Source organism: Paenibacillus sp. GL_099_B (assembly GCF_057835695.1).
Window position 1 is genome coordinate 2,811,619 of the sequence record NZ_CM174430.1, and the last position, 23,946, is coordinate 2,835,564.

Below are 23,946 nucleotides of genomic sequence, written 5' to 3' on the forward strand. Positions count from 1 at the left end.
TGAGAGCTAACTTTAAATGTCATCCGTCGACGCTGCTTTGATCGTTCCTCTGGAGTATAACCGTGCGTACAGGGTGACTCCTCCAACGATCAGAACAGGTATCCAGACTGCCATCATGGGTACGTGGTGGAACAACATCGCAGCTAGAATAACGCCGCCCAAATAGATCACAACGGCACCTGCACGAAGGTATGCATCTGCTGATAGCGCTTTGACCAGCGAGCGGATATTGGCGTGTCGCAGTCGCTGAAGGATGCTTACCGCATCCTCAACCACGGCGGCCAGATTATTGGTGAGCACGGTCGTTGAGATACCGGCAATCCCAATGCGGCGTGCCGCAGTCGTTTGCATCCCCATGGCGGTGGCCAGCATGGCAATCAGCAAATAGGTTAGTTGTTCCGAATAAGGACTGATCATAGCGATGGCAAAGAGCAGAAGCAATATACTTTCTACAGTGAACACAGCTGTGACCCGAGAAGACCAGCCCTTTTTCATCTGCACATGTCCGATCATGTATGCCGCAATGGCATTACCAGCAATAAAACCAATGAGGGCAAGGAGTGCACGCAGCACGACAAATTCCTGAGCACGGGCAATCGCGATCCCCAGCAGCACAATATTGCCCGTCATATTGGCTGTAAGCACATGCCCTAGTCCCAGGTATCCGATCACATCGACCATTCCGGCAGACATGCACAGCAGCAGCATCGCGTACTTTTGGAGGGTATTTTGTTTCATAATCATCCGTCCTTTCAAAAAAACGTAACCCCTCCAGTATACATCCACAACGCATGATCCTTCAAAATGAAGTTTATGATGCAAGCCAAATTTCTCATAGCAGCAAACTTGTTTAAATCGTCTCTACCTTGAAGCTAAGGTGCTGCAAGCCAGTCAAACATATTGTTCACTGCCGCCTCATGCACCCTCTCCTGAAAACGATGATCCTGTCCTCCATAAGCGTGAAACGTAACGTCGGCGCCGCTACGTTTCAGCCAATGATACATCCGGGTTCCGTGACTGTAATTCACCTGCGTATCAGACGTGCCGTGCATGATTAGCACAGGACAATGAAGTTTGTGTGCCTTCGACAAGGGGGAACGGGCGAGATAAGCTTCCGGAACTGAACGTGGTGAACCGCCAAGCACCCTTTTCAAAGTGCGTCTCAGGTCGGTTCGTTCATGATAGGTGCGTTCCACATCGGCGACACCGCTCCAAAGCACCAGTTTATGTACCTGCTGAGGTCCTTCATTGTATGTCGTTGCTGTATGTACGGCATTAATGGCTCCACGAGAAAATCCCATCATTGAAATTCGCTTTGTATCGGCAAAGGGCCACTCTTGCACAAGTCGGTAAGCGGCATGTACATCCTCGGCATCTCTTCCGCCATACTCGTCACGTCCTTCGCCACCCTCGTTACCACGATATGATGGAGCGAACACGATATAACCTTTATGGACAAATTGCTCCAGCCAAGCGGTATTTACCCCACCATAGTTGCCCAGCCCGCCGCGACAATAGATCAGAACCGGCCAACGTGCATCAATACCGTCCATGGTGTGCTGTTTTACAGGAGGGTAGCGGCTTGCGAGCTTTTGCATTTGCATGGATTCTTGCGTTACGGCGAAGTCTTGGAGGGCAGAGCTGGTATTGGTGTTTTCATACGGAGAGAAGGCGGGTAAAGAGCAACCGTCAGGCAGGCATAAATAGCCTTTTACCCGAAGCGCATCGGACGAATACGTCACATGATAGAGCAGGGGGATCGACCTCTTTCATCGGAAATGGCGTGCCAATTGACCATGATTCTTCTTTAGGATGCGCCTAAACGAGGTTCCCATACCTTTCCTCCAGCAACAGTCGTTCGGTGCGAGAAATTCGTTTATTGGCTCCATATGATTTATAATGGTTCAGGAGACATGTGGATTGACCTCTGTACTCTTATTTATAAAACTAACTTTAGTGTGCACGAAGAAAGGAAGAAAACCATGATGAACGCTCCACATCCGATTGATCAATTCAAGAAATTTAAATATGAAATTACGAGATTTATGATGATCTATAAATTTGCTTTGGATCAAATGGAGACCAAAATCGAGGTGCTGAAGGAAGAATTTCAGTCCCTGCATGATTACAGCCCGATCGAACATACGAAATCCAGATTGAAGTCACCTGAGAGCATTATGAACAAGATGTTCCGTAAAAATCATGAGTTAACCTTTGATAGTATCAAGGAAAATATTAAGGATATCGCAGGTGTGCGAATTACCTGCTCCTTTATCTCCGATATCTACCGGATTAAGGATATGCTGTGCAATCAAAGTGACCTTCGTGTGCTGGAAGTGAAAGATTATATCCAGAATCCGAAGCCAAACGGTTACCAGAGCCTTCATCTTCTGGTTGAGGTGCCTGTTTACATGTCTAATGGACAAGAGCGGGCGTGTGTGGAAATCCAGATTCGTACGATTGCGATGGATTTCTGGGCGAGCCTGGAGCATAAAATCTTTTATAAATACAATAAGGATGTTCCCGAGCGTTTAACGAAAGAACTGAAAAGTGCAGCAGACTCTGCCAACGCACTGGATCAACAAATGGAGAGACTGCACCGGGAGATTCAGGAGATCAAGGACGCCGAGAATGAGCGGGATGAAGAAGAACTACGCCGGATTATCATTAACAATCAACAGTTCACACTACCTTCCAACCTGCTCAAGCTGTTAGGAAACGGGGAACAATAAGGAAACGAGAACTACCGCAAGGAAAGGAATATGTTATTCATATGAAAAGTACACCAGCTTCATTAAGCACCAATTCTACATCCCGTGTACGTATGGCATTGATTCTGGGGACACTGTCGGCCTTTGGGCCGCTGTCCCTGGATATGTATTTGCCAGCACTGCCTACACTGGCCGATGAATTCCAGTCATCCACTTCTTATGCCCAGCTCAGTCTAACGGCATGTATGGTCGGACTGGCCGTAGGGCAGCTGCTGGCTGGACCTCTAAGTGATGTGCGCGGTCGTCGTACGCCGCTTATTGCAGGTCTTATTCTCTATACGATCGCCTCCATACTCTGCCTGGTCAGCCCAACGATGGGCTCTTTTGTTGTGCTGCGTTTCATTCAGGGTGCAGCGGGAGCCGCGGGAATAGTCATCTCGCGCGCAGTGGTGAGGGATGTGTATTCCGGGCCGGAGCTTACACGTTTTTTCTCCCTTTTGATGTTGATTAATGGGGTTGCACCGATTGCTGCACCAATTATCGGCGGGCAACTGCTCGCATATACGTCGTGGCGCGGTGTATTTATTTTGCTGAGTATCATCGGTATTTTGACTTTAATTGCTGTTGTGGTTGGTCTAGGGGAGACACTGCCTACAGAACGACGATCCAGCGGAGGACTGAAGCAGACGCTGGTTACATTCCGCAAAATCGCAGGGGATCGCCTGTTCATGGGATACGCTTTAACCCAAGGGTTTGTATCTGCTGGCATGTTCGCCTACATATCGGGTTCGCCATTTGTGCTTCAGAAAATATATGGCATCTCCCCGCAAATGTTCAGTGTCTTCTTCGCCATTAACGGTCTGGGCATCATATTGGCAAGTCAGATCGCTGGAAGACTTGCGGGTAAAGTATCTGAAACCCGTCTATTAATCGCAGGGCTGATAACTGCTGCTCTGGGAGGAACATCGCTGCTCATCGCCATTCTGGCAGGAGGTAATCTGATTTCGGTCCTGATCCCGTTATTTCTCGTGGTATCCAGTGTGGGTCTGGTTAATACGGCTTCCTTCGCACTGGCGATGGCCAACCAGGAGAAATCAGCGGGCAGTGCATCAGCACTTATTGGAGTTATGACGTTCTTGTTCGGAGGTATTGTCGCTCCGCTTGTAGGTCTTGGAGGAGAAGGCACAGCTGTGCCAATGGGCATTGTAATCGCTTGTGCGGATCTTGGTGCATTGCTGATTTACTTTGTTATGGTAGGCAAAGGCAAGAAGGGTATACGTCAGGATAAACAACCGCTGGCGTGAAATGTATTGCATTGTTGTTCTGATTAGGGCGTGTCTTCAAACTGTTTAAATGGTAATACATGGGTTAAGTAATTTAGATGAATACTAGATACGAAATAAAAGATACACAATGGCAGCAAGTCCAAGATTTGTTTCCACCTGAACGAAAACCACAAGGAGGACGTCCCGCATTGGACAACCGAACGATGTTAAATGCAATGCTTTGGGTTGCTCGTTCAGGCGCCCCATGGCGTGATTTACCCGATCACTTTCCCCATTGGAAATCCGTCTATACCCGCTTTCGGCGTTGGCAGAAAGCAGGAATTTGGGACGAGGTGCTGGAGCGTGTTTCCTCGGATGTTGACGAGGAAAGTATCATGATTGATGCCACGATTGTGCGTGTTCACCAGCATGGATCGGGCGCAAAAGGGGGCAAAGCAAGCAAGCGATCGGACGTTCCCGCGGTGGACTAAGCACCAAAATTCATGCCGTGGTCGATGCGCTAGGCTACCCACTTCGTTTTGAATTAACGGGTGGTGAAGCTCATGACTCCGTCCAGGGCTATGAGCTTCTTCAAGCTATGAAGCTGACGATGAAGCAAGTATTGGCCGATCGAGCGTATGATACGAATGCGATTCGGACGCTTTTAGACGAACAAGAAGCGATTTCAGTGATTCCAAGCAAGAAGAATCGTCGAAAGATTCTACCTTATGATCGAGTGGTCTACAGAGAACGTCATTTAGTAGAATGCTTCTTCAATAAATTGAAAAACTATCGTCGATTGGCCACTCGCTACGATAAATTAGCGTGTACGTTCAAGGCTTTTTTGACTCTGGCATCCATTATGGTTTGGCTTGCCTGAGTTTGAAGACACGCCCTAGAAAAATGTCTTGCTGACAATAAAGAATATTGTGACTATAAAAAAGCGCCCCAATTGGAAGGTTCTGTCCTTCAACTGGGGCGCTTTATCTATGTCTGAACGTACATTAGCAGAGAGCAAACAAAATCTGTGTATTGAGCAGGATGCCTGGAGTTAGGAACGGATAGAAGTATCCCACGACAAAACCGAACAAATTGATGGCTGGCCACATCAGGTAAACATCATTGTACGTAAATACAAGAGACCATCGGTTGTAACAGAAATTTTGCAATACACGCTGCTCCGGATCACGGGGTGTTGCTACTCCTGATTGGGCAAATTGCACGGCCTGGGTCAGATTCTGTGGTTGTTGCTGGATAAATAGCGGTAGAAGGCCGGGGCTGCTTTTGATCAGGTTATACAGAAAAACCATTTCTGCTGGGGGTTGACCTACAGGGCGTGGATAAGCGCTTAGCAGGGTGGGCAGATTGCCCTGTGCCAACTGAGCAGGGACACCCGCTGCTGTACCGGGGGCGCCTCCAGGAAAGTAAGGAGGTTGACCGCCACTACCTCCGCCCGGAAAGAATGGGGGATAGGAACCTGGTGCTCCTGGAAAACCTGGCATAGGCTGACCTCCTGGAGCGCCTCCCGGGAATAGTGGTGGCAATTGAAACGAACGATCCTCATCATATCCTGAATAGGTGTTATAAACGTAATCCATGTACGAACATCCTTCCTGTCGTCGTATTCTGGAATCAGCATATGGCGGCATCCGCCTAAATGTGAATCTTTCGAATGAAGGTGCATTCGACCTTAAAAGGCAAAAGCTGCATTGACAATTTCGTTGATAACAATTATCATTGTCAATGGAATTGGACAAAAGTACATACAAGTATTATATGCATGAATAATGTATAAACGTCTAAGTCTGTCATAACAACTCAATCCATTGAGCTGTTCATATTGAAAGGGGATAGTCATGTGTTTAAGAAAAATAAAAAAATGATCTTGCTTCTGATCACTGTAATGGTCATGTCCATCTGGCTGGCAGCATGCGGATCGAAGCCAGCAGACAACGGTACAGCAGCAGGAGAGAACAATACAGCAACGGAGACAGAGACACAGACAGAAGCTCCGACAGAACGTACATTGACAGATGCAATGGGTCACGAAGTGAAAATACCTGCAAATCCGGAGCGTATCATCGCTTCGTATCTGGAAGATAATCTGGTTACACTCGGCGTTAAGCCAGTTGCCCAATGGTCCGTAGCCAATGGAATCCAGGAATATCTGCAAAAAGATCTGGACGGTATTCCAACCATTGCCTTCGATCTTCCTTTCGAAGCGGTGGTAAGCTTCAACCCGGATCTGATTATTATTGGTTCCGAAAGTGTGGTTGAAGGCGAGAAATACGCACAATACAGCAAGATCGCGCCTACTTATGTACTTGGCGATGAGATCAATAGCGACTGGCGCAAAGCGCTGCTGAAAATCGGCGAAATTCTGAATAAAGGCGATGAAGCACAAAAAGCGCTGGATGATTACGAAGTGAAAGCCACAGAAATCAAGGAAAAAATCAATACCGTTACAGGTGGAACAAAATCGGCAGCGGCCATTTGGTTGGTTAGCGGCAAATTCTTCATCGTAAGTGACAATGTATCCAGTGGTGAAGTAATGTACAAGGAACTGGGACTTGCTGAGCCTGAAGTGGTGAAAGAAATCTCTGCTAATGCGACAGGTAACTGGTCTTCCATCTCGCTGGAAAAATTGGCGGAAATGGATGTAGACTACTTGTTCTTTGTGAATAGTGATGAAGGTACTGGTTCAGAAGCACTGAAAGATCCGGTATGGCAAAGCATCCCGGCAGTGAAAAATGGTAACTTATTCGAATTTACCCGTTCGAGCAGCTGGTTGTATAGCGGAGTTCAAGCGAACCTTCAAATTATGGAAGACATTCAGAACAGTATTGTAAAATAATAGATCAAATACGAAACTGAATGTTTATACTCCTTGGTGCGATGGCACCAGGGAGTTTTTTGTGATTTCAACATTTTACGATATATAATATAAATGAAGTGAAGCTCGTGAGAGATGAGTATCGTTTTACGATCACGGAAGGGGTAGCTTATTATGCATACTTTGGACCCGCGAGAATTGACGGGCAGAGATAACTATAAACTAATGAGTGGTTCGGTGGTGCCACGCCCAATCGCATTTGTGACAACACTTTCACATGATGGCAGCGTCATTAATGCAGCGCCCTTCAGTTTTTTTAATGTAGTCAGCTCTGACCCGCCGATATTATCCATATCCATTGCTCGCAAGGATGGCGTTATGAAAGATACGGCGCACAATGTGCTTTCTGGGCAAGAACTCGTTGTACATATTTGTGATGAATCGATCGCTCTTGACATGAACGAGACTGCTGCCATGCTGGAGCCCCACGAAAGTGAGCTGGAACGGACAAATCTGACGACTGTTCCAAGTACTGTGGTTTCCGTACCTGCAATACAGGAAGCACTCATTCGGATGGAGTGTAAGTTGTATCAGCATATTCCGATATCGAACGATGAGGGAAAACCTGTGAGTGATCTGCTTTTGGTTCGCATTGTACAATATCATTTCAGTGAGAACGTGTATGATCCTACCACCAAATATATATTGATGGATCAGCTGAAACCGATCAGCAGGCTGGCCGGGAATGACTATGCCAAACTTGGCGAGAGATTTACGGTGGTAAGGCCGGATTAGCAGCGGAGCAGTCTGAACGACCTGTTGAAGGAAGGGGCTGGATAAGATATACATAGTAATCGTCCTTTAATAAGACGGACAACATGTGCGGAATTCGCATGTGTTGTCCGTCTTTGCGTGTTTCATGAACATAAAGGGGGCAAGCCTCGAATAGACTTGTACTATATCCTGCACATGTGACATGAACCTATTTTATATATAAGGAGGTTGGAGCCGATGAACCAACTCGATGGAACCGTAGCCGCAAGTATCAAGGGAATTGGAACGGCATTGCCTGTTCACCGCATTGAGCAAAAGGATGTGTCTGCTCGGCTCGCACAAGCGCTGGAGGATGAGCCGGATTCCAGACGATGGGCCAAGCGAATATTCAACCAGTGCGGTGTCGAGACACGTTATACATGTGAACCGAACCTGCTGGAGCCTGTAGAGTCTTGCCGTTATCTGCCCTTTACCCAGACAGAGAACGTTCCGACCACAGCCGAACGTATGGCCAAATATAAGGCGGCAGCCTTTCCACTTGGAATTCAGGCAGCGCGTCAGGCACTCGAGGATGCCGCCGTTTCGACTTCGGAGATTACACATCTTATTACCGTCAGTTGTACAGGGCAATTCCTGCCCGGCCTCGATGTTCGGCTGATTCAGCAGCTTGAACTATCGCCGCGTATTAACCGGATTCCACTTGTGTTCCAGGGATGCGCCGCTGGTCTGAAAGCTGTACAGTTGGCAAATTCAATTGTGACAAGTGAGAAAGACGCTACGGTTCTTATCGTATGTGTGGAGCTGTGCACCCTTCATTTTCAGCCTTCCGCTAAGCGGGATGACCTGTTCGCAGCGTCCTTCTTCGGTGATGGCGCATCTGCCTGTGTTGTGGGCCTGTCCGGAACAGGATGCAAAGAACTGTTCAGATTGGGTAGCGGGCATTCCGTGTTGCTGCCAGACTGTTCGGAAGAGATGATCTGGGAAGTGGGCAATACCGGTTTCGATTTGTATCTCTCGCCACAGATTCCTAAGCTGCTCGGTTTACATCTTGGTCCAGAGGTTGAACGATTACTGAACGGCAGCGATCTACCGGAGATCTGGGCGATCCATCCCGGAGGCAGAGGTATCGTGGATGCGGTGCAGAAGCTGTACCAGCTGTCAGATGAACAGGTCGCTTACAGCCGAAACATTTTACGGGATTATGGAAATCTATCCTCTGTGACGATTTTGTTTGTTTTACAAGCCATCCGCGATGATTATCGTAAAAGGGAAGAAGCTTCCAACGGAATTGCACTTGCATTTGGACCGGGATTGACAGCCGAATTGCTTCCTTTTACTTATGTTCCTGCATCCGTTGAAGAAAGAGAACCAGTGAATCAAGGCGTAATTTAAAAGAAACGGAATTACCAATCTGATAGCAGAGGAGCTTGGGTATGGGTTATCGCAGCCTTGCTTTCCTCATTAGCCGATATCCGCGGTTCATCATTTTCTGCTGGGTGTTTGTCATCGGGATGTCAGCCATCTGGGCATGGAAATTGCCTGGCATTGTTCAGGATCATGGATTGAACTTGAACCAGGGAGATGCTCATGCTGTAGAGCTTATTCTGGAGAAGGAGTTCCATGTTCCTGCTGATCCGGTTATTCTTCTATTTGAAAAAAAGACAGGAACTACCCCCGCCGAATTCCGAGGTTGGATTAAAGATCGTCTGCAACAGGTGCGCACACTGTCAGGTGTAACGTCCATAGTCTCTCCGCTTGAAGTACGTGGGAGCCGGATGCTGCGGGGGGATGTGGCCTATGCTTTGCTGGCGTTTGATGTACCGCCTCACAAGATGGGTCCACCGCTGGAACAGCTGCGCTCCGTGCTTACAACCGACGGTAAGGGAACGATCCAAATAACAGGGAAATCCGTTGTCCAGCAGGATGTAAATCGTCTCAGTTTTCGCGATTTGGAACGGGCAGAGATTGTGGGATTGCCGCTTGCCTTCGTTATTTTGTGTTTTGCATTCAGAGGTCTTTATGCAGCGCTGATTGCAGTCATTATGGGAGTATCCGGCGTCATAACGGCAATGGGAGTTACATCCCTGATGGGTTACCATCTGGCGCTCTCCAACTTTGTGATCAACGTTATTCCGATGGTGGGAATGGCGCTCAGCATAGACTTTGCCCTGATAATTCTCAGCAGATACAGGGAGGAACTCCAGCGAGGTCAGAATAGCGAAGAAACAGGTACGAAGGATGAGGACGTTCTCCAGAGAATGCTGCGTACAGCGGGAAGAGCTGTATTCTTTTCTGCTGCTTGTGTGCTGTTAGGGCTGCTCGGTCTGCTCTGGATTAGGCTGCCGATGTTTCTGAGTGTATCCCTGGGAGCCATTGTCGTGCTCGTCATATCGGTCCTGCTGAATATAACACTGCTGCCAGCCATTCTATCCCTCTATTCTGTGCGAATCTTTAGACAACATTCCGGGCATTCCATCTCTTCAAAGCAGGGACAGCACCAACAATCGTTGCCGTCACGCTCGATCTGGTCATTCTGGTCAGGCATGATTATGAAACGGCCGGTTCGGATGGCGTTGCTTGGAACGGGTGCTCTACTTCTCTTTGTTCTACCGGTTGCCCGGTTGGAGATCGCCATTCCGGATGCTTCTTCCTTGCCTGACAGGATGGAGTCTCGCCAGGCGACTGAGCAGATCCAGAGCATTTTTGGACAAAAGAACGTCTCCGCCGTAGAGATTGTGATTGGTGGAACAGCAGAGTCATTGACTGCATCCCATTGGCGAATTGCGCTGAATAAAATGCGAGAGCTTCAACAGGATTCGAATGTGGTGATTGTTGAATCTGCATGGGGAATCATGCTGCCGGACAAGCTCTCCAACCAAGCCCAATCTCAAATCCAATCTCAAATGAACATTTTATCACCATCTTTGCGTGAAGCGCTGAAAGAAACCAAATCTCAGCCACCTGCATGGGTTCGTTCATATGTGTCCGACCACTCCATTCGTATAGTGGCTACCATTCACGGAGCACCGGGCTCAGATGAGGCTGCATCCTGGCTCGAACAGATGAGGGCAAAGGACATCGCTGACTCCATTTCCTCCATACCCCTGCGTTATGGGGGAGAGGCAGTCAAGCAACATGAAATCATGCAAGAAGTTTCAGGCCAACTGCCTAAAGTGCTGGTGTTTGTTGTGGTATCGAATTATCTCGTATTGCTTGCTGCATTCCGGTCACTGCTCATTCCAATTAAAGCCATTCTGATGAATCTGCTCAGCTTGGCTGCTTCATTTGGCGTGCTCGTACTGGTCTTCAATCAGGGCCATTTTGGCATGGAGCCATCTGCCATTGCCATTATGATTCCCGTGTTCATTGCCGGGCTTGTCTTCGGTATCTCGATGGACTATGGCGTATTTATGCTGACCCGCATCCAGGAGGTTTACAGACGAACAGGGGATAGTGATCTAGCCGTACAGCAAGGACTAGCTTCAACCGGACGTCTGATTACATCGGCGGCGGCGATTCTACTGGCAGTGACTATACCGTTTGCCTTTGCTGACGTGGCGGGTGTGAAGCAGCTGGGAATCGGAATTACAGCGGCGGTGTTCATTGATGTAACCATTATCCGCCTGGTGCTGGTACCTGCACTTATGAAACTGATGGGCAGATGGAACTGGTGGCTACCAGGGCACAGGGAATAAAAGGCCGGATTAAGAAGGATGTTCTCGGAGCCTGAAGATCAGGTATGCGAGGACATCCTTTTTTCATCAAAATAGTGTGAATTCAGTCCAAAACAGGCAATAATGTTCAATTCACCGACTGTATGGTGATTTATAATGGATTGAACAAGTCCAACATATATTTTCTTACATACGTCTATATAAATTGAACAAAACATTTACACGAGAACGGAGAGGACAGAAATAACCTGAAGAAGCGGAGCTAAAAGCTTTCTGAAAGAAAGCTCCATCGGAAGCATACACCTCGCCTTTATTCCCGGATTTTCCCCTTTGAAAAAGGGAATTCAAAAAATCTGGGGATAACAGCGATCGGAAGGTTGTTCTGTCATCGGAGTGGCAAGTGTAAATATTCTTTAGTTCAATTTATATATCATTTGAATCCACAGGAGGGATAAACGGTAATGTCGGATATTGAATCTTATTTGCAAAAACAAACAAGCCCGCGTGGACGTTCCGCGTATCAGACGGGTCAATCTCTTGAGCAATGGCGCAGCCAATTGCGAGCAAGGATTATAGATCGGCTGGGCGGTTTCCCAACCTTAGCGGCGGAGCTGAATCCCGTATTGCTCGAACGCACCGCATGTGACGGCTATATCCGGGAGCGGGTTGAGATTACGACCTATGCGGGGTTGCGCATGCCCATTTATATGTTGATACCGAATATAGTAAGCGCTACCAAAGAATCGCGCCCAGCCATTATAGCCTGTCATGGACACGGGTATGGTAGCCGGGAGATCTCCGGCATGGAACCCGACGGTTCACCGCGTAAAGGAGAGCCAGGCTTGCATAAAGACTTTGCCGTTGCTCTTGTACAGCGTGGATATGTGGTGGCCGCTCCAGAATTGCTTGGATTTGGTGACCGAAGGCTGGAGGAGGATCGGGATGCACCACCCGGCGCAAGCTCCTGTACCAAAATTGCCTCCCATCTGCTCATGACAGGGCAGACTCTGGCCGGGCACCGAATCTATGAAACGATGCGTGTTCTGGATTACGTAACTACCCGTCCTGAAGCTGATCCGTTGCGGATCGGTAGTATGGGCATCTCGGGTGGCGGACTCGTGACGGCATTCACTGCTGCGCTGGATGAACGGTGCCGTGCGGCTGTCGTGAGCGGTTATGCAAGTACATTCCAGGGCAGCATACTGGACAGAAATCATTGCCTCGACAATTATATTCCAGGAATTCTGAGGGAAGCAGAGCTGCCGGATATCATGGGTCTGATCGCGCCAAGGCCGCTATTTATTGAAGCCGGAAGTGAAGATCAGGTATTTCCGCTGCCAACAGCAAAAGAAGCCTACGCACGACTGACAGAGATCTATGAACAGGTGGGAGCACAGAAATGGCTCGATGCAGACTTTTTTACAGGTGGACATGAGATCAGTGGAGCGAAAGCCTATGAGTGGCTTGATAACGTTCTGTAAGGCAATCATACAAATGAACCCTTGAGAGGAGAGTTTAGTTATGAATTGGTCAAAATCCGTGCGGTATTTGCTCTGCCTAACCCTGTTTACTAGTCTGATTGGAGGTGCTCTGGCAGCTAATGGCGGACAGGTCGCCCAAGCTGCGGCGAATGAGTACAAATTTGATTTTGGTGCGGGTGTAGTTGAGAACGGTTACACAGGTGTGTCTGCAACGGAGGCCTACACCTCAGCGAAAGGTTACGGATTCAATACACCTGCCAATATGCGTAATGTCACTGCCTCTGGAACAGGTGTTGCAAGCGATGCCGTACAGTTTGTAACTTTTGGAACGAAAAGTACGAATACGTTTAATGTGGATCTGTCCAATGGTCTCTATGAGGTCAAAGTGGTCCTGGGCAATACAGCAAGATCGAGTGTGGCGGCAGAAGGCGTATACCAGATCATTAATATGACGGGTAATGGGGCGACCGATCAATTTCAAATTCCGGTGACGGATGGACAGTTAAATCTACTGGTAACTGAAGGGAAGGAAGGCACGGCATTTACACTCAGCGCACTTGAAATCCGAAAAATATCGAATCAGACGGTGACGAACCGTACGATCTATATTGGCGGCGATTCGACGGTCTGCAACTACTATCCACTCAGCAGCAGTGTACAAGGTGGCTGGGGACAGCTGTTCCCTTCCTACGTGAACACTAGTACATTTCAGGTTCGTAATATGGCCTCTAGTGGTCAATTTGCAAGAGGCTTCCGCGATGATGGACAGATGGAAGCGATTCTGAAGTATATTAAGCCAGGGGACTATTTTATTTTGCAATTAGGGATTAACGATACAAATGCCAAGAACAATACAACGGAAGCGGAGTTCAAGGAGATCATGCGTGACATGGTCCGTCAAGCCAAAAATAAAGGAGCCACGGTCATTCTATCGACACCTCAGGGTCGGGCAACTGATTTCAATTCAGCCAATGTGCATACTGCGGAGAATCGCTGGTACAATGCATCTACACGTGCACTCGCTCAGGAAGAGGGCGTAACGCTTGTAGAACTGAACAAACTCAGTTCGGCTTATTTCACTTCCATTGGACCGGCTGCAACACTTGCCTTGTATATGACAGGAGACACGCTGCATCCGAATCGTGAAGGGGCTGCTCAGCTTGCACGAATCGTTGCTGCTGATCTGAGAAGACAGGGACTGAATGGATTTTGATTGGATTAAAATATAGCCTATTTCCGCTGCTCAACGAACATAGCTTGGACTAAGCTGGAGCGTATAACCCCAAAATACCCCCGGGACGGCCAAGTTATATACGGCATATCCCGGGGGTATTTGATTGTAAACCAAGTGACTATTCCATCATATCCTTGGCTTCGTGGTTGACCTTTTTACCTTTCAAAAGTGGTTCGAGTTCATCCTGGACACTCTGTTCCCATAGGGGTACGTCTGTGCGATAGGCAGCCCGTCCGTTCAGATGTCCGGCTACCGGTGCTGTGATAAATACAAAAACAATGCCAAGTAATACACGGGCACTGATATAGTTATCGAAATACCAGAAGAAGAGAAACGTTCCGCTCAGTACACAAAGTACGCCGAGTGTAGTGCTTTTGGTGGCGGCATGTGCCCGTAAATATACATCTGGCAGTCGGATCAGTCCGAACGCGCTAAATGCGCTCAGTAGTGCTCCCAACAGGACAATGAGCCCAATGACAATTCCGGCGGTTCCATCAACGATCTCCTTCATTTTTGAATACCGCCCCCCGTTCAATATATCGTGCAAATGCAACTGTGCTTAGAAAAGCGAGAATGCCAATCAACAGAATGATATCCAGATAAGCTTGGGTATGAAGCATCATGGATAGAACAGCAACGATGGCAATGACGTTAATACCGATCGTATCCAGTGCCGTAATCCGGTCGGCCATGGAGGGTCCCCGCAGTACCCGGTACAGACAACCGAGAATTGCCAGGGACAGAATAAGCAAGGAAATGAACAACAGTGAGGATAACATTATCGTGTCACCTCCATAATGGCTTTTTCGAACGTATTTTTGATATCATCACTCATTTTCTGTTCGTCTTTGATATCCAGCGCGTGAATAAATAATTTGCGTTGATTCCCCGAAATCTCAAGTGGAAGGGAACCTGGCGTCAGTGAGATGAGCAGGCACAAAAGTGTAACTTCCCAGTCGGAGGACAACTGTGTCTGATAGGTAAATATGCCGGGCCGAATATCAAGCTTCGGCTTCACAATCTGACGAATAACTTCAATACTGGCCCGTACCAGTTCCTTGATTAGCAAGGCAATCAGCTTGATGATCGCCCAGACACGAACGATATAGAAGCGTTGCGGAAAGAACCGTCGCATGCTTCCAATCAACAGCAGACCCAGCAGATAACCGGTAAGAAAGCCAACACCATTCCACGCATTATTCAGAAACATCCATACAAAGGCAATGATCAGATTCAGCACAATCTGAAAGGCCATACGCATCTACTCCTTCAACACTGCATCAATATAAACATTGGGATGCAGCAGAATGTCGCCTGCGCGGGAGGTCAGTTGGAACATACCCTCAGCCCCCACACCCATCGCGATGATGAACACAAACAGAATTCCGGCAGGGATGAGCAGGCCATTCACGGCATAAGGTCTTCTCACTGCGCCTGCTGGCGGTTCACCCCAGAACGCCTGGATGAAGATGCGCAGAACCGAATACAACATCAGCAGGCTGGAAAGGACGGCAATGCCTGTCAGACCGTACAAGCCAGCCTGTAACCCGCCTTCAAATAACAACAATTTCCCAGGAAATCCACTGAACGGCGGAATGCCTGCCAGCGCAAGTGCACTGATGAAGAACATCCAGCCAAGCAGTGGATAGCGGTGGATCAGCCCGCCCATATTGTCGAGTTTGGAGGTGCCTGCGACTGCGATCAGAGCGCCTCCGAGCAGGAATAGCAGTGTTTTGATGAGCATATCATGCAGCATGTAGAAGAGTAGACCTTCTAGTGCAGGACGGCTGGCAGCAGCCATCCCGAAGGCTACAAATCCCACCCCTGCGATCACGTTGTAGATCAGTATTTTATTGACGTCACGATAGGAAATAGCCCCGATTACCCCGAGTACCATGGTCGCTCCAGCCATCCATCCGATAAGGGCATGGAAGAAATCCGGATCATGATAGAAAATTAGTGTGAATGTTCGCACAATGGCATACAGGCCAACTTTGGTCAGCAAACCGGCGAATAGGGCGGTGACCACTGCCGGAGGGGCTGCGTAAGAGCCGGATAACCAGAAGAATAGGAACAATCCAGCCTTGATACTGAATACGATCAGGAAGAGGACAGCGATCAGGGTAATGACTCCACTCTGTCCAACTTCGGCGATCCGATTGGACAAGTCTGCCATGTTTAATGTGCCAGTAACAGAATAGAGAAAGCCGATAGAGGCAACAAATAGTGCAGATGAGACAATGTTAATCAAGACATACTTGATTGTTTCCCGTAGTTGTCTTTCTGTACCTCCCAATACAATCAGTGCATAAGAAGAAATAAGCATCAGTTCAAAGCAGACAAACAGGTTAAACAGGTCTCCGGTAAGAAACGAACCGTTCACGCCTGCAATCAGGAAATGAAAGAAAGGGTAAAAATGATGTTCTTCCCGTTCCTTATTGACACTGCGGAAGGCGTAGAGCAGACACGCCAGTGCAATGATCGAAGCGGCCACGACGAGCAAGGCCGATACCATATCTGCAACAAGTACAATACCGTATGGTGGCTCCCAGCCTCCCATATTGAGTGTCTGTATGCCGGACTGTGTCACTTGGGTAATCAGGACGGTTGAAGCGGCTGCGGTCAGCAAAAGACCAATAACACTCACAACCCGCTGGATGTTTATCTGCCGGAAGAATAGAAGGGCTATAACCCCGGTAATCAGTGGCAGCAGAATGGGAAGAACAACGAGATTATTCATAAGGACGCCCCCTTACTTCTTCCATATCGTCTGTTTTCAGCTTCAGATAGGAACGATAGGAGAGTACAAAGAAAAAGGCGGTAAGTCCGAAATTAATGACAATGGATGTCAATATCAGCGCTTGGGGAAGTGGATCAACGTAGCGTTCAGCCTGCTCCCCAAGCAGCGGTGGTGCTCCAGTTTTGAGACGGGACATCGTAATCAGCAGCAAATGCACCCCGTGAGTGAGTATGGACATGCCGAGCACGATTCGGAGCAGGCTCCGCGATAAGATTAAAAAGACGGCGACTGCAAACAAAATGCCAACGGCCACACACATCAATATTTCCATATCAGCGATCCTCCCCGATCTGTAGAATGATATTCATGGTGACTCCCAGGACGGCGAGATATACGCCGAGGTCAAACAGCATGGCGGTTGCAAGTTCCGTTTCTCCAAGTATTGGAAGATCGAAATAACCAAAGGTCTGACTCAGGAAGGGTACGCCGAACAAAAACGAGCCTGCTCCAGTCAATAAGGCAATGCCCAGCCCGATGGCTGTCAAGGTGCGAAAATCGATAGGTAACGCTTTGCGTACAGTATCTGTACTGAACGCCAGCGCAATTAACACTAGACCAGCGGCGGTCACCAGACCGCCAATGAACCCGCCACCCGGGTTATGATGTCCTGCGAAGAACAGATGCAGCGCGAAGGTCAAAATGATAAAGACAACAACCTTGGTCGTCGTTTGTAACAACACATCGTTGCTTTGCAGTGGTACGGTATCCCAGGTTGATGAGCTGCGTTCACGGTTGCCATACTTTTTCGTATTGTCCGCTTTGTCATCCGCATCTTCATCGGTTTCTTCAGTCTGTTCTTTCTTGCGGAATTTCAGTCTTGCACCAAGGTCCCTCGCTTCAAGATTCAGATTAATCATGGAGTAGATGGACAACGAAGCTACCCCAAGTACCATAATCTCCAGTAAGGTATCAAAACCACGGAAGTCCACCAGCAACACGTTGACGACATTTTTGCCGCCAGCCAGATTGTAACTTTCCTGAATGAAAAAGTCCGAAATGCTCTCGAGTGACGCGGTTCCGCTCGCAGCTAATGCAACAAAGGTCATGACCACGCCTACGGCAATGGCAACAATCATATTTACACTAAGATAGCTGCGGCTTGATTTGCCTCGTTGCAGTTCAGGCAGATGATAGAAGCAGAGCAGAAACAGTGCAACGGATACCGTTTCGACAATCATCTGGGTCAATGCCAGATCCGGCGCTCGGAACAGCACGAACAGTAATGTGACGAGGTAACCCACTGCGCCTGTCATAATGACTGCGGATAGTCTGTTCTTGGCAAAAGGGATCGAAACCGCTGATGCAATCAGTGCGAGGAGCAGTACTGCTTCATAGAAAGAAAAAGGGGCGTTGCCCTTGAAATTCCAGGTGATATTTTCCCCCGAGCGGAAAAAAGCATAAACCAGCAATGCAACGGTGAACGAGAAAATGTATACCAGGTAGTTACGAACCGAGCCATTCATATAGGCTTCCGTCCATTTGCGTGCATAATGCTGAAGGTTATCGAGTACGACATGGTACATATTGTTTATCGTTAAACCTTGTGGGTAATGCTCATAAATCGTTCTCCAGCGCGGCAGCAGTTTGTACAATGTAATACCGAGGGCGATTACACCAATGGTCATGATTAATTCTGGTGTGATGCCATGCCATAGAGAGAAGTGAACATCAAAGTGTTCATTTCCGTTCAACAGTGATGGAAGTACAGCAGCCATCGCCGGTTCAATTAATGATCCAGCCAGCAGATTCGGGAATAGACCGAATATGATCACGAGTATCCCGAGAATAACCGGAGGAATTAACATGCCAACGGGAGCTTCATGCAGCTTCTCGGCAGGGATCTCGCTGCGGGTGCGACCAAGGAACGTTTTGAACACAATAATAAGCGCATAGATCAGAGTGAACACACTTGCGAGCCAGGCGAACACAGGCAAGAGTATACTCCATGATCCGAGTCCAAAGATGCGGAGGTGTGTTACTTCCACCATAGCCTGGAAGAACAGCTCCTTGCTCAGAAATCCGTTAAACGGCGGAATTCCGGCCATGGCGAGTGCTCCGACGAGCGCTACCGTAAAGGTCACTGGCATAAATGAAGCAAGTCCGCCGAGTTTCCTTATATCCCGCGTGCCTGTCTCATGATCCACAATGCCAACGACCATGAACAGTGCCGCTTTGAAGGTAGCGTGATTGAACAGATGAAGCAGTGCTGCCGTAATGGCAACCGTGTACATCGCGGAGGATTCGCCATATCCGAAATAGATGGCCGCCGAGCCAACGCCGAGCAGGGACATGATTAAACCAAGCTGTGAGATGGTAGAGTAGGCCAGGATCGCCTTAAGGTCATTTTTTTTCACGGCAAGGAATGATCCATAACACAGGGTGAGCAGTCCAACCCCGGTGACAAGCCAGAACCATAATCCCTGTCCACCAAAGATGGGTGTAAACCGGGCGACGACATACAGTCCCGCCTTGACCATGGTCGCCGAATGCAGATAGGCGCTAACCGGTGTTGGAGCTTCCATGGCGTCAGGCAGCCATATGTGGAACGGGAACTGCGCCGATTTCGTAAAAGCACCGATCAGAATCAGCACAAGAGCGGGCAAGAATAGTGCACTATCCTGAATCTGTCCCCATTCCGTAATGGTTGCACGGATGCTGAATGTGCCTGTCATGAGATACATCAGCATGAATCCAGCAAGCATGGCGAATCCGCCAAATACGGTAATGAGGAACGATTTCTGTGCGCCTGAGGTGGACGCTTTGCGTTTGTAGTGAAAAGCGATCAGGAGAAAGGACGTAATACTGGTTAACTCCCAGAATCCATACAACACAATCATATTGTCTGACAGCACCACGCCAAGCATGGCTCCCATAAACATCAGCAGATACAAATAAAAGCGGTTTAAGGCTTCTTTGGTATCCATGTAGAAAATGGAGTAGAGCACCACCAGTGTTCCTACACCGGTGATTAACAATGTCAGCAGCAAACTTAGACCATCCAGATATAGATTAAATCCAATGTCCAGTGACGGAATCCAGGGGATATACCCGGATACTGTGATCCGCTGAGACACGGCGGGTACGAGGCTCGCAAAATAAACAAATAATAGGGCCGGGACAAGTAAAACCAGCCATCCCATATGTATTTTACGGAAGAAACGATGCAGCATGGCAAGTACAATACCAGCGGCAAAAGGCAGAATTACAGCAACATGAAGCAGGCTCAACATTACACCCCCAATGACTGAATTTCTAATGCTCTTTGTTGTGGCAAACAGCGCCCATATGGCTCTGTGAGCATGCTTGCTCTCTATATTCATAACCCAAGTATGTATATACAGAATCGTGACTATTCTTTGAATGGAAGAAACACAGTGCGAATAGTGTCCCCATATTGTATGGATGTTTATAATGAAAAAAGACATTATTTCCGATAAAGATGAAAACGAATAGGTGACATCCCGTAGTTCTTAACAGCATGAATGATGTTGAAAAAAGCAAGCTGGTTTCACCGTTTATTGGAGGAAGTTATGTCATTCAAGCTTAAAACTGTTCTCACCATGACCTTCGCTGTGTTATCCCTGTTGGTTACACTCACGATTGGTTATATTCTGAGTCAAAAATCATCCATAGCTGTCGAGACTGAGATTGGTCATTCCCTTATCAGCGCGGCTTCTCAGACTTCAGACAAGCTGGATCGCTTTATGTGGTCGCGTTCAGGCGAATTAGATCTTCTGGGCCGAATGATTGCCCTGGAAGACCGTTTTCAGCCTGCCGCAATGCAGGTGCTGCTGAATCAGCTTCAAGATAGCTTTCCCACTTTCTCATGGGTTGGATTCATGAATCCCAAAGGAAAAGTGCTGGCTTCCACAGACGGTATATTGCGCGGTGAAAATTTATCGGAACGACCTGTGTATCAGGAGGGCATCAAGGGTAAATTTATTGGAGATGTCCATAATGCAGTCCTTCTGGCGAAGCTGCTTCCGAACCCAACCGGCGAACCACTGCAATTTGTCGATATCAGCTTTCCGGTCAAATACAAAAACGGAGAGATTGCTGGCGTGCTTGCCGCACATTTGAGCTGGGCCTGGGCGAAGGAAGTGGAGGAAAGTGTCCTGGAGCCGCTGAAACACGAGGAAAAGTACATCGAGATGTTTATTGTCAGTCAAAAGGAAAATACGGTGCTGCTTGGTCCAAAAGAATGGATTGGTCGTCCTTTGAAGCTATCGGGCATTGAAGGGGCAAGACTGAACAAAAGCAGCTGGTCCATAGAAGAATGGCCGGATGGAAAAGAATATGTAACAGGATTTGCGACCAGCCAAGGGCATCTGGACTATCCCGGTCTTGGGTGGACGGTAGTTATTCGTCAGCTCAAGTCAGCGGCGTTTTCCTCCGTGACCGACATGCTCTGGTTCAATGTGTGGGCAGGGCTCTCGGTTACGGTGCTGTTTGCACTGATTGGCTGGCTAATCTCCCGCCAGATCTCGGCCCCGATTGCTCGGCTGACTCAAGTCGCGAATCGACTTGGTGCTGGAGAACAAGTACAGATTCCGGAAAATCGAGGCTTTAGGGAAATCGAAGTGCTGTCGCGTTCCCTGGGAGATATGCTGACTTCGCTAACGAATAAGGATTCGGAACTGGTTGTTATGCAGAATCTGGCCCACTACGACCAATTGACCGGATTGCCGAACCGAACAGCACTCGAACTCTATCTGGAAGAGTCATTGGAGATGGAAAGTGAAAATCACATCTTAACGTTCCTTTATCTTGATCTGGATGGATTCAAAAGTGTGAATGATACGCTTGGACATCAGACCGGAGATGTTCTGCTACAGAAAGTGGCTCAGCGTTTGACCAGTCTCAGTCATGAGAAGGGGATCACGGTAAGGCTTGGCGGAGATGAGTTCCTCATTGTGCTCCGCTCTGTGGGAAGCAATCCAAGAGAAGAAGCTCGTACCTATGCAGAAGATATCATACAGAGCCTGAATAAGCCGTTTATTATCGAATATGAGCGAATTCATATTGGCTGCAGCATTGGAGGCGCTGAGTATCCTACCAATAGTGGCAATCCGAGTGAAATTATCCGCATGGCAGATGAAGCGCTGTATGAATCGAAACGTGCGGGCAAAAATAGAATGACATTCTTTCCAGAATTGAAGAACACGGTTAGAGAATAATATAATATAAAGTATGAGGTAACTGATCAGCATACAGGCAAGGAGCGATGAGATGTCTGGAAAATATACCAATGTACCCTATGGCTACGAACCGCCCCCGGCTACCCGGAAAGGCACGCTGATTTTCTATGATTCATTTGAGCACATAACAGATGAACAGCTTGTACACGCCGCTGATATTGCGGACACACGTTCCTTTGTGCAACTTGTGCTCTATCCGCTGCATGAGAATACAGTGAAGCGAATGAGCAAAGATGGTGTGCAGCCTTTTTACAAAAGGGAAGATCGCCTTCATGGCTGGAGAAGGGAGCATGCATCCTCCCGCATACGGGTGGAAGGCTGGGAAGGCAAACGAAAGAAGTATACGCCGATTGAAGCAGCGTTGCGTCATATGGCAGAAGAATATCCTGCTCCCCATTTTCTGTATCTCACGGTGGAGATGGCGAATCAGTTCGCATCATTTGATTCGTTCAAAGATTGGATTAAGGAAGTACGTCTGATTATTGATGGAGATGCCGTTAAGCTCCACCCGAAACTGGAGCAAAATGCACATCGCTGGGAATGGGCAGAATGAACCGATACATTCGAATTGACGATTAGGCAGTAAAAAAAGTAGTGATGTACAGCCGGCTTCCCGGTGAACAGCACTACTTTTTTTGCATTTTATATGAAGTACTAGACCAGATCAAGGGACGTCATCGTTTTATTTTTCCCCGTTCGTTTGGCGGCATAGAGACACGCATCCACTTCCTCAAACAGCTTGTCCTTCGACAGATGGGCGCTGTAGCTTTTGAGCCCGATACTTACCGTAATATAAGCGCCTTCAAGCTCCAAATGAACATGACGGGCGATCTTCTTGCGGATCTGCTCCACCAAGGCATATGCCTGCTCGAAAGGTTGCTCAAACATTAACAGTGCAAATTCTTCTCCACCATAACGCGCCGCGATATCGCTTGATGTGATGTTCTCCTGAATGACCAGAGAGACTCTCTCCAGAATGGCGTCTCCCACCCGATGCCCATATGTATCATTAATTGACTTGAAGTTGTCAATATCAATCAGAGCTAAATGTAGACTCATGCCATTATTGGCATATTCAAACGCTTTTTCATAGTAGTCCTTAAAGGAGCTTTGATTATACAGATTGGTTAACCCGTCTGTCTTGGACTGTTTGGTCATAATTGCGTTTCGCACAATCAGATCCTGCTTGGCAAGCATACTGGCCTGAAGATCATCCAGTACCTCCACACCGCTCGTAACAATTAACTGTGCAACATATGTACCTACAATGAGAAAAGCCGGAATGGAAACCATGTCAAACGAAGATAAGTACAGCCGATAGGCTGGGTCGCAGAGTACGATGACATAACCAATCATCTGCATGAGGCAAACCGTCCATACTCTTTTTTTGCTAAAGAACAGAACCGAAGCAAAGATTGGCAACAGACAAATGGCCAGGATGATCCGAATATCGTAATTGACATGAATGATAGTCCAGGCAATGACTGTGCTGGCCATGGACATGGAATAGAAGGAAAATGAACTGAAACGGCGTTCTACCCAACTGGCGATCAGAATAGCTAAAGCGCTGGCTAATGTAGGCCAAAATAAAACATAGATCATGAAATCTATTGGAGTGCGATCATAATCGAGAAACAGAAAGCAGCCTATTTGAATGACAACATGCGTTAATACGACGACCCAGTAAGCGCGAAGCATTTTTTTGATCCATTTGGAATGCTTGAATTCGTACTCGGTTGGGATATGGTTGCTATGTAAGTTGGGACTCTTCAATATATCACCGCTGACTGCATCATAATGATACGACAGGCATTGCTCTCGTATGTTTTAATTATAAAACACATTGCACGAAACGCAAATCATTTAATTTAAATATGAAAACAAAGCTTACATAAGTGCAAAGCGCATAAAGTTCTTTTATAGGACAAACAAAAATCCAAATCAGGCTCATAGACTGTGTGTGAAGGCTCCAATTC

The 23,946-nt window shown here is 47.8% G+C and carries 21 protein-coding genes; 11 read left to right on the forward strand and 10 right to left on the reverse strand.

Going from position 1 to position 23,946, the window contains the following annotated elements; all coding sequences use genetic code 11:
• Positions 1-12 precede the first annotated feature (12 nt).
• Together AC3ITG_RS13185 and AC3ITG_RS13190 are read right to left on the reverse strand one after the other, a co-directional pair.
• Entirely contained in the window at positions 13-738 is a 726-nt protein-coding gene (locus tag AC3ITG_RS13185) for a YoaK family protein (protein ID WP_489253978.1), read from the reverse strand.
• A 134-nt stretch (positions 739-872) separates the two neighbouring features.
• On the reverse strand, positions 873-1,742 hold the full coding sequence (locus AC3ITG_RS13190) for an alpha/beta hydrolase family protein (RefSeq protein ID WP_489253979.1): 870 nt from the start codon (positions 1,740-1,742) through the stop codon (positions 873-875).
• A 243-nt stretch (positions 1,743-1,985) separates the two neighbouring features.
• On the opposite strand from AC3ITG_RS13190, the gene AC3ITG_RS13195 reads away from it, so the two are divergent.
• The 3 genes from AC3ITG_RS13195 to AC3ITG_RS13205 all read left to right on the forward strand — a co-directional run bounded on the left by AC3ITG_RS13195 (position 1,986) and on the right by AC3ITG_RS13205 (position 4,856).
• Positions 1,986-2,732, forward strand: a complete 747-nt coding sequence (locus tag AC3ITG_RS13195) for a GTP pyrophosphokinase (RefSeq protein WP_413379605.1) — start codon at positions 1,986-1,988, stop codon at positions 2,730-2,732.
• A 41-nt stretch (positions 2,733-2,773) separates the two neighbouring features.
• Positions 2,774-4,015, forward strand: a complete 1,242-nt coding sequence (locus AC3ITG_RS13200) for a multidrug effflux MFS transporter (RefSeq protein ID WP_489253980.1) — start codon at positions 2,774-2,776, stop codon at positions 4,013-4,015.
• 77 nt (positions 4,016-4,092) lie between these two features.
• Positions 4,093-4,856 (forward strand): IS5 family transposase gene (locus tag AC3ITG_RS13205; protein WP_489253116.1). Its coding sequence is split into 2 segments (ribosomal slippage): positions 4,093-4,434 and positions 4,437-4,856, totalling 762 coding nucleotides; the frame shifts between segments, so codons are not numbered across the junction.
• Positions 4,857-4,980: 124 nt separating this feature from the next.
• On the opposite strand, the gene AC3ITG_RS13210 is transcribed toward AC3ITG_RS13205, so the two are convergent.
• The gene (locus tag AC3ITG_RS13210) at positions 4,981-5,574 is read right to left on the reverse strand and encodes a hypothetical protein (RefSeq protein WP_489253981.1); all 594 of its coding nucleotides are present in this window, start codon (positions 5,572-5,574) and stop codon (positions 4,981-4,983) included.
• A 260-nt stretch (positions 5,575-5,834) separates the two neighbouring features.
• Here AC3ITG_RS13210 and AC3ITG_RS13215 point away from each other — a divergent pair, with 260 nt between their 5' ends.
• The 6 genes from AC3ITG_RS13215 to AC3ITG_RS13240 all read left to right on the forward strand — a co-directional run bounded on the left by AC3ITG_RS13215 (position 5,835) and on the right by AC3ITG_RS13240 (position 13,951).
• A complete protein-coding gene (locus AC3ITG_RS13215; RefSeq protein WP_413377955.1) occupies positions 5,835-6,830 on the forward strand; it encodes an iron-hydroxamate ABC transporter substrate-binding protein in 996 nt (331 codons plus the stop codon).
• Between the two features lie 153 nt (positions 6,831-6,983).
• Positions 6,984-7,604, forward strand: a complete 621-nt coding sequence (locus AC3ITG_RS13220) for a flavin reductase family protein (protein ID WP_489253982.1) — start codon at positions 6,984-6,986, stop codon at positions 7,602-7,604.
• A 216-nt stretch (positions 7,605-7,820) separates the two neighbouring features.
• Positions 7,821-8,975, forward strand: coding sequence for a type III polyketide synthase (locus tag AC3ITG_RS13225; RefSeq protein WP_489253983.1), 1,155 nt, complete (start codon positions 7,821-7,823; stop codon positions 8,973-8,975).
• Positions 8,976-9,016: 41 nt separating this feature from the next.
• Positions 9,017-11,278, forward strand: a complete 2,262-nt coding sequence (locus tag AC3ITG_RS13230; protein ID WP_489253984.1) for an MMPL family transporter — start codon at positions 9,017-9,019, stop codon at positions 11,276-11,278.
• Positions 11,279-11,718: 440 nt separating this feature from the next.
• Complete coding sequence (locus AC3ITG_RS13235; protein ID WP_489253985.1) at positions 11,719-12,738, forward strand: alpha/beta hydrolase family protein; 1,020 nt, start codon at positions 11,719-11,721, stop codon at positions 12,736-12,738.
• A gap of 40 nt (positions 12,739-12,778) precedes the next feature.
• A complete protein-coding gene (locus tag AC3ITG_RS13240) occupies positions 12,779-13,951 on the forward strand; it encodes a rhamnogalacturonan acetylesterase (RefSeq protein ID WP_489253986.1) in 1,173 nt (390 codons plus the stop codon).
• Positions 13,952-14,090: 139 nt separating this feature from the next.
• Here AC3ITG_RS13240 and mnhG read toward each other — a convergent pair whose 3' ends face one another.
• From mnhG to AC3ITG_RS13270, 6 genes are read right to left on the reverse strand one after another with little or no spacing between them, the layout of a single operon-like run.
• Positions 14,091-14,483 (reverse strand): monovalent cation/H(+) antiporter subunit G, encoded by a 393-nt coding sequence (gene mnhG, locus AC3ITG_RS13245; protein ID WP_062324636.1) that lies wholly within the window; start codon positions 14,481-14,483, stop codon positions 14,091-14,093.
• Positions 14,467-14,751, reverse strand: coding sequence for a Na(+)/H(+) antiporter subunit F1 (locus tag AC3ITG_RS13250; protein ID WP_053782045.1), 285 nt, complete (start codon positions 14,749-14,751; stop codon positions 14,467-14,469). The genes mnhG and AC3ITG_RS13250 overlap by 17 nt, the downstream gene beginning before the upstream one ends.
• The gene (locus tag AC3ITG_RS13255) at positions 14,751-15,227 is read right to left on the reverse strand and encodes a Na+/H+ antiporter subunit E (protein ID WP_413377966.1); all 477 of its coding nucleotides are present in this window, start codon (positions 15,225-15,227) and stop codon (positions 14,751-14,753) included. Before AC3ITG_RS13255 ends, AC3ITG_RS13250 begins: the two co-directional genes overlap by 1 nt.
• Before the next feature lie 6 nt (positions 15,228-15,233).
• Positions 15,234-16,712 carry a Na+/H+ antiporter subunit D gene (locus tag AC3ITG_RS13260; RefSeq protein ID WP_413377968.1) on the reverse strand — a complete coding sequence of 493 codons (1,479 nt, stop codon included), beginning with the start codon at positions 16,710-16,712 and terminating at the stop codon, positions 15,234-15,236.
• Positions 16,705-17,043, reverse strand: coding sequence for a Na(+)/H(+) antiporter subunit C (locus tag AC3ITG_RS13265; protein ID WP_024631879.1), 339 nt, complete (start codon positions 17,041-17,043; stop codon positions 16,705-16,707). The genes AC3ITG_RS13260 and AC3ITG_RS13265 overlap by 8 nt, the downstream gene beginning before the upstream one ends.
• A gap of 1 nt (position 17,044) precedes the next feature.
• A complete protein-coding gene (locus tag AC3ITG_RS13270; protein ID WP_489254458.1) occupies positions 17,045-19,999 on the reverse strand; it encodes a Na+/H+ antiporter subunit A in 2,955 nt (984 codons plus the stop codon).
• A 303-nt stretch (positions 20,000-20,302) separates the two neighbouring features.
• Here AC3ITG_RS13270 and AC3ITG_RS13275 point away from each other — a divergent pair, with 303 nt between their 5' ends.
• Positions 20,303-21,949 (forward strand): diguanylate cyclase domain-containing protein, encoded by a 1,647-nt coding sequence (locus tag AC3ITG_RS13275; RefSeq protein WP_489253987.1) that lies wholly within the window; start codon positions 20,303-20,305, stop codon positions 21,947-21,949.
• A 52-nt stretch (positions 21,950-22,001) separates the two neighbouring features.
• Complete coding sequence (locus AC3ITG_RS13280) at positions 22,002-22,523, forward strand: hypothetical protein (protein WP_489253988.1); 522 nt, start codon at positions 22,002-22,004, stop codon at positions 22,521-22,523.
• 101 nt (positions 22,524-22,624) lie between these two features.
• Here the strand turns inward: AC3ITG_RS13280 and AC3ITG_RS13285 are convergent, their stop codons facing one another.
• Positions 22,625-23,743 carry a GGDEF domain-containing protein gene (locus AC3ITG_RS13285; protein WP_489253989.1) on the reverse strand — a complete coding sequence of 373 codons (1,119 nt, stop codon included), beginning with the start codon at positions 23,741-23,743 and terminating at the stop codon, positions 22,625-22,627.
• Positions 23,744-23,946: the final 203 nt, after the last annotated feature.

Excerpts from the sequence above, each read along its gene's own strand:
- AC3ITG_RS13280 (WP_489253988.1), top strand. The coding sequence starts at position 22,002 with ATGTCTGGAAAATATACCAATGTACCCTATGGCTACGAACCGCCCCCG.
- AC3ITG_RS13260 (WP_413377968.1), bottom strand. The coding sequence starts at position 16,712 with ATGAATAATCTCGTTGTTCTTCCCATTCTGCTGCCACTGATTACCGGG.
- AC3ITG_RS13185 (WP_489253978.1), bottom strand. The coding sequence starts at position 738 with ATGAAACAAAATACCCTCCAAAAGTACGCGATGCTGCTGCTGTGCATG.
- AC3ITG_RS13275 (WP_489253987.1), top strand. The coding sequence starts at position 20,303 with ATGTCATTCAAGCTTAAAACTGTTCTCACCATGACCTTCGCTGTGTTA.
- AC3ITG_RS13235 (WP_489253985.1), top strand. The coding sequence starts at position 11,719 with ATGTCGGATATTGAATCTTATTTGCAAAAACAAACAAGCCCGCGTGGA.
- AC3ITG_RS13230 (WP_489253984.1), top strand. The coding sequence starts at position 9,017 with ATGGGTTATCGCAGCCTTGCTTTCCTCATTAGCCGATATCCGCGGTTC.
- AC3ITG_RS13220 (WP_489253982.1), top strand. The coding sequence starts at position 6,984 with ATGCATACTTTGGACCCGCGAGAATTGACGGGCAGAGATAACTATAAA.
- mnhG (WP_062324636.1), bottom strand. The coding sequence starts at position 14,483 with ATGAAGGAGATCGTTGATGGAACCGCCGGAATTGTCATTGGGCTCATT.
- AC3ITG_RS13195 (WP_413379605.1), top strand. The coding sequence starts at position 1,986 with ATGAACGCTCCACATCCGATTGATCAATTCAAGAAATTTAAATATGAA.
- AC3ITG_RS13240 (WP_489253986.1), top strand. The coding sequence starts at position 12,779 with ATGAATTGGTCAAAATCCGTGCGGTATTTGCTCTGCCTAACCCTGTTT.
- AC3ITG_RS13225 (WP_489253983.1), top strand. The coding sequence starts at position 7,821 with ATGAACCAACTCGATGGAACCGTAGCCGCAAGTATCAAGGGAATTGGA.
- AC3ITG_RS13250 (WP_053782045.1), bottom strand. The coding sequence starts at position 14,751 with ATGTTATCCTCACTGTTGTTCATTTCCTTGCTTATTCTGTCCCTGGCA.
- AC3ITG_RS13210 (WP_489253981.1), bottom strand. The coding sequence starts at position 5,574 with ATGGATTACGTTTATAACACCTATTCAGGATATGATGAGGATCGTTCG.
- AC3ITG_RS13200 (WP_489253980.1), top strand. The coding sequence starts at position 2,774 with ATGAAAAGTACACCAGCTTCATTAAGCACCAATTCTACATCCCGTGTA.
- AC3ITG_RS13255 (WP_413377966.1), bottom strand. The coding sequence starts at position 15,227 with ATGGCCTTTCAGATTGTGCTGAATCTGATCATTGCCTTTGTATGGATG.
- AC3ITG_RS13265 (WP_024631879.1), bottom strand. The coding sequence starts at position 17,043 with ATGGAAATATTGATGTGTGTGGCCGTTGGCATTTTGTTTGCAGTCGCC.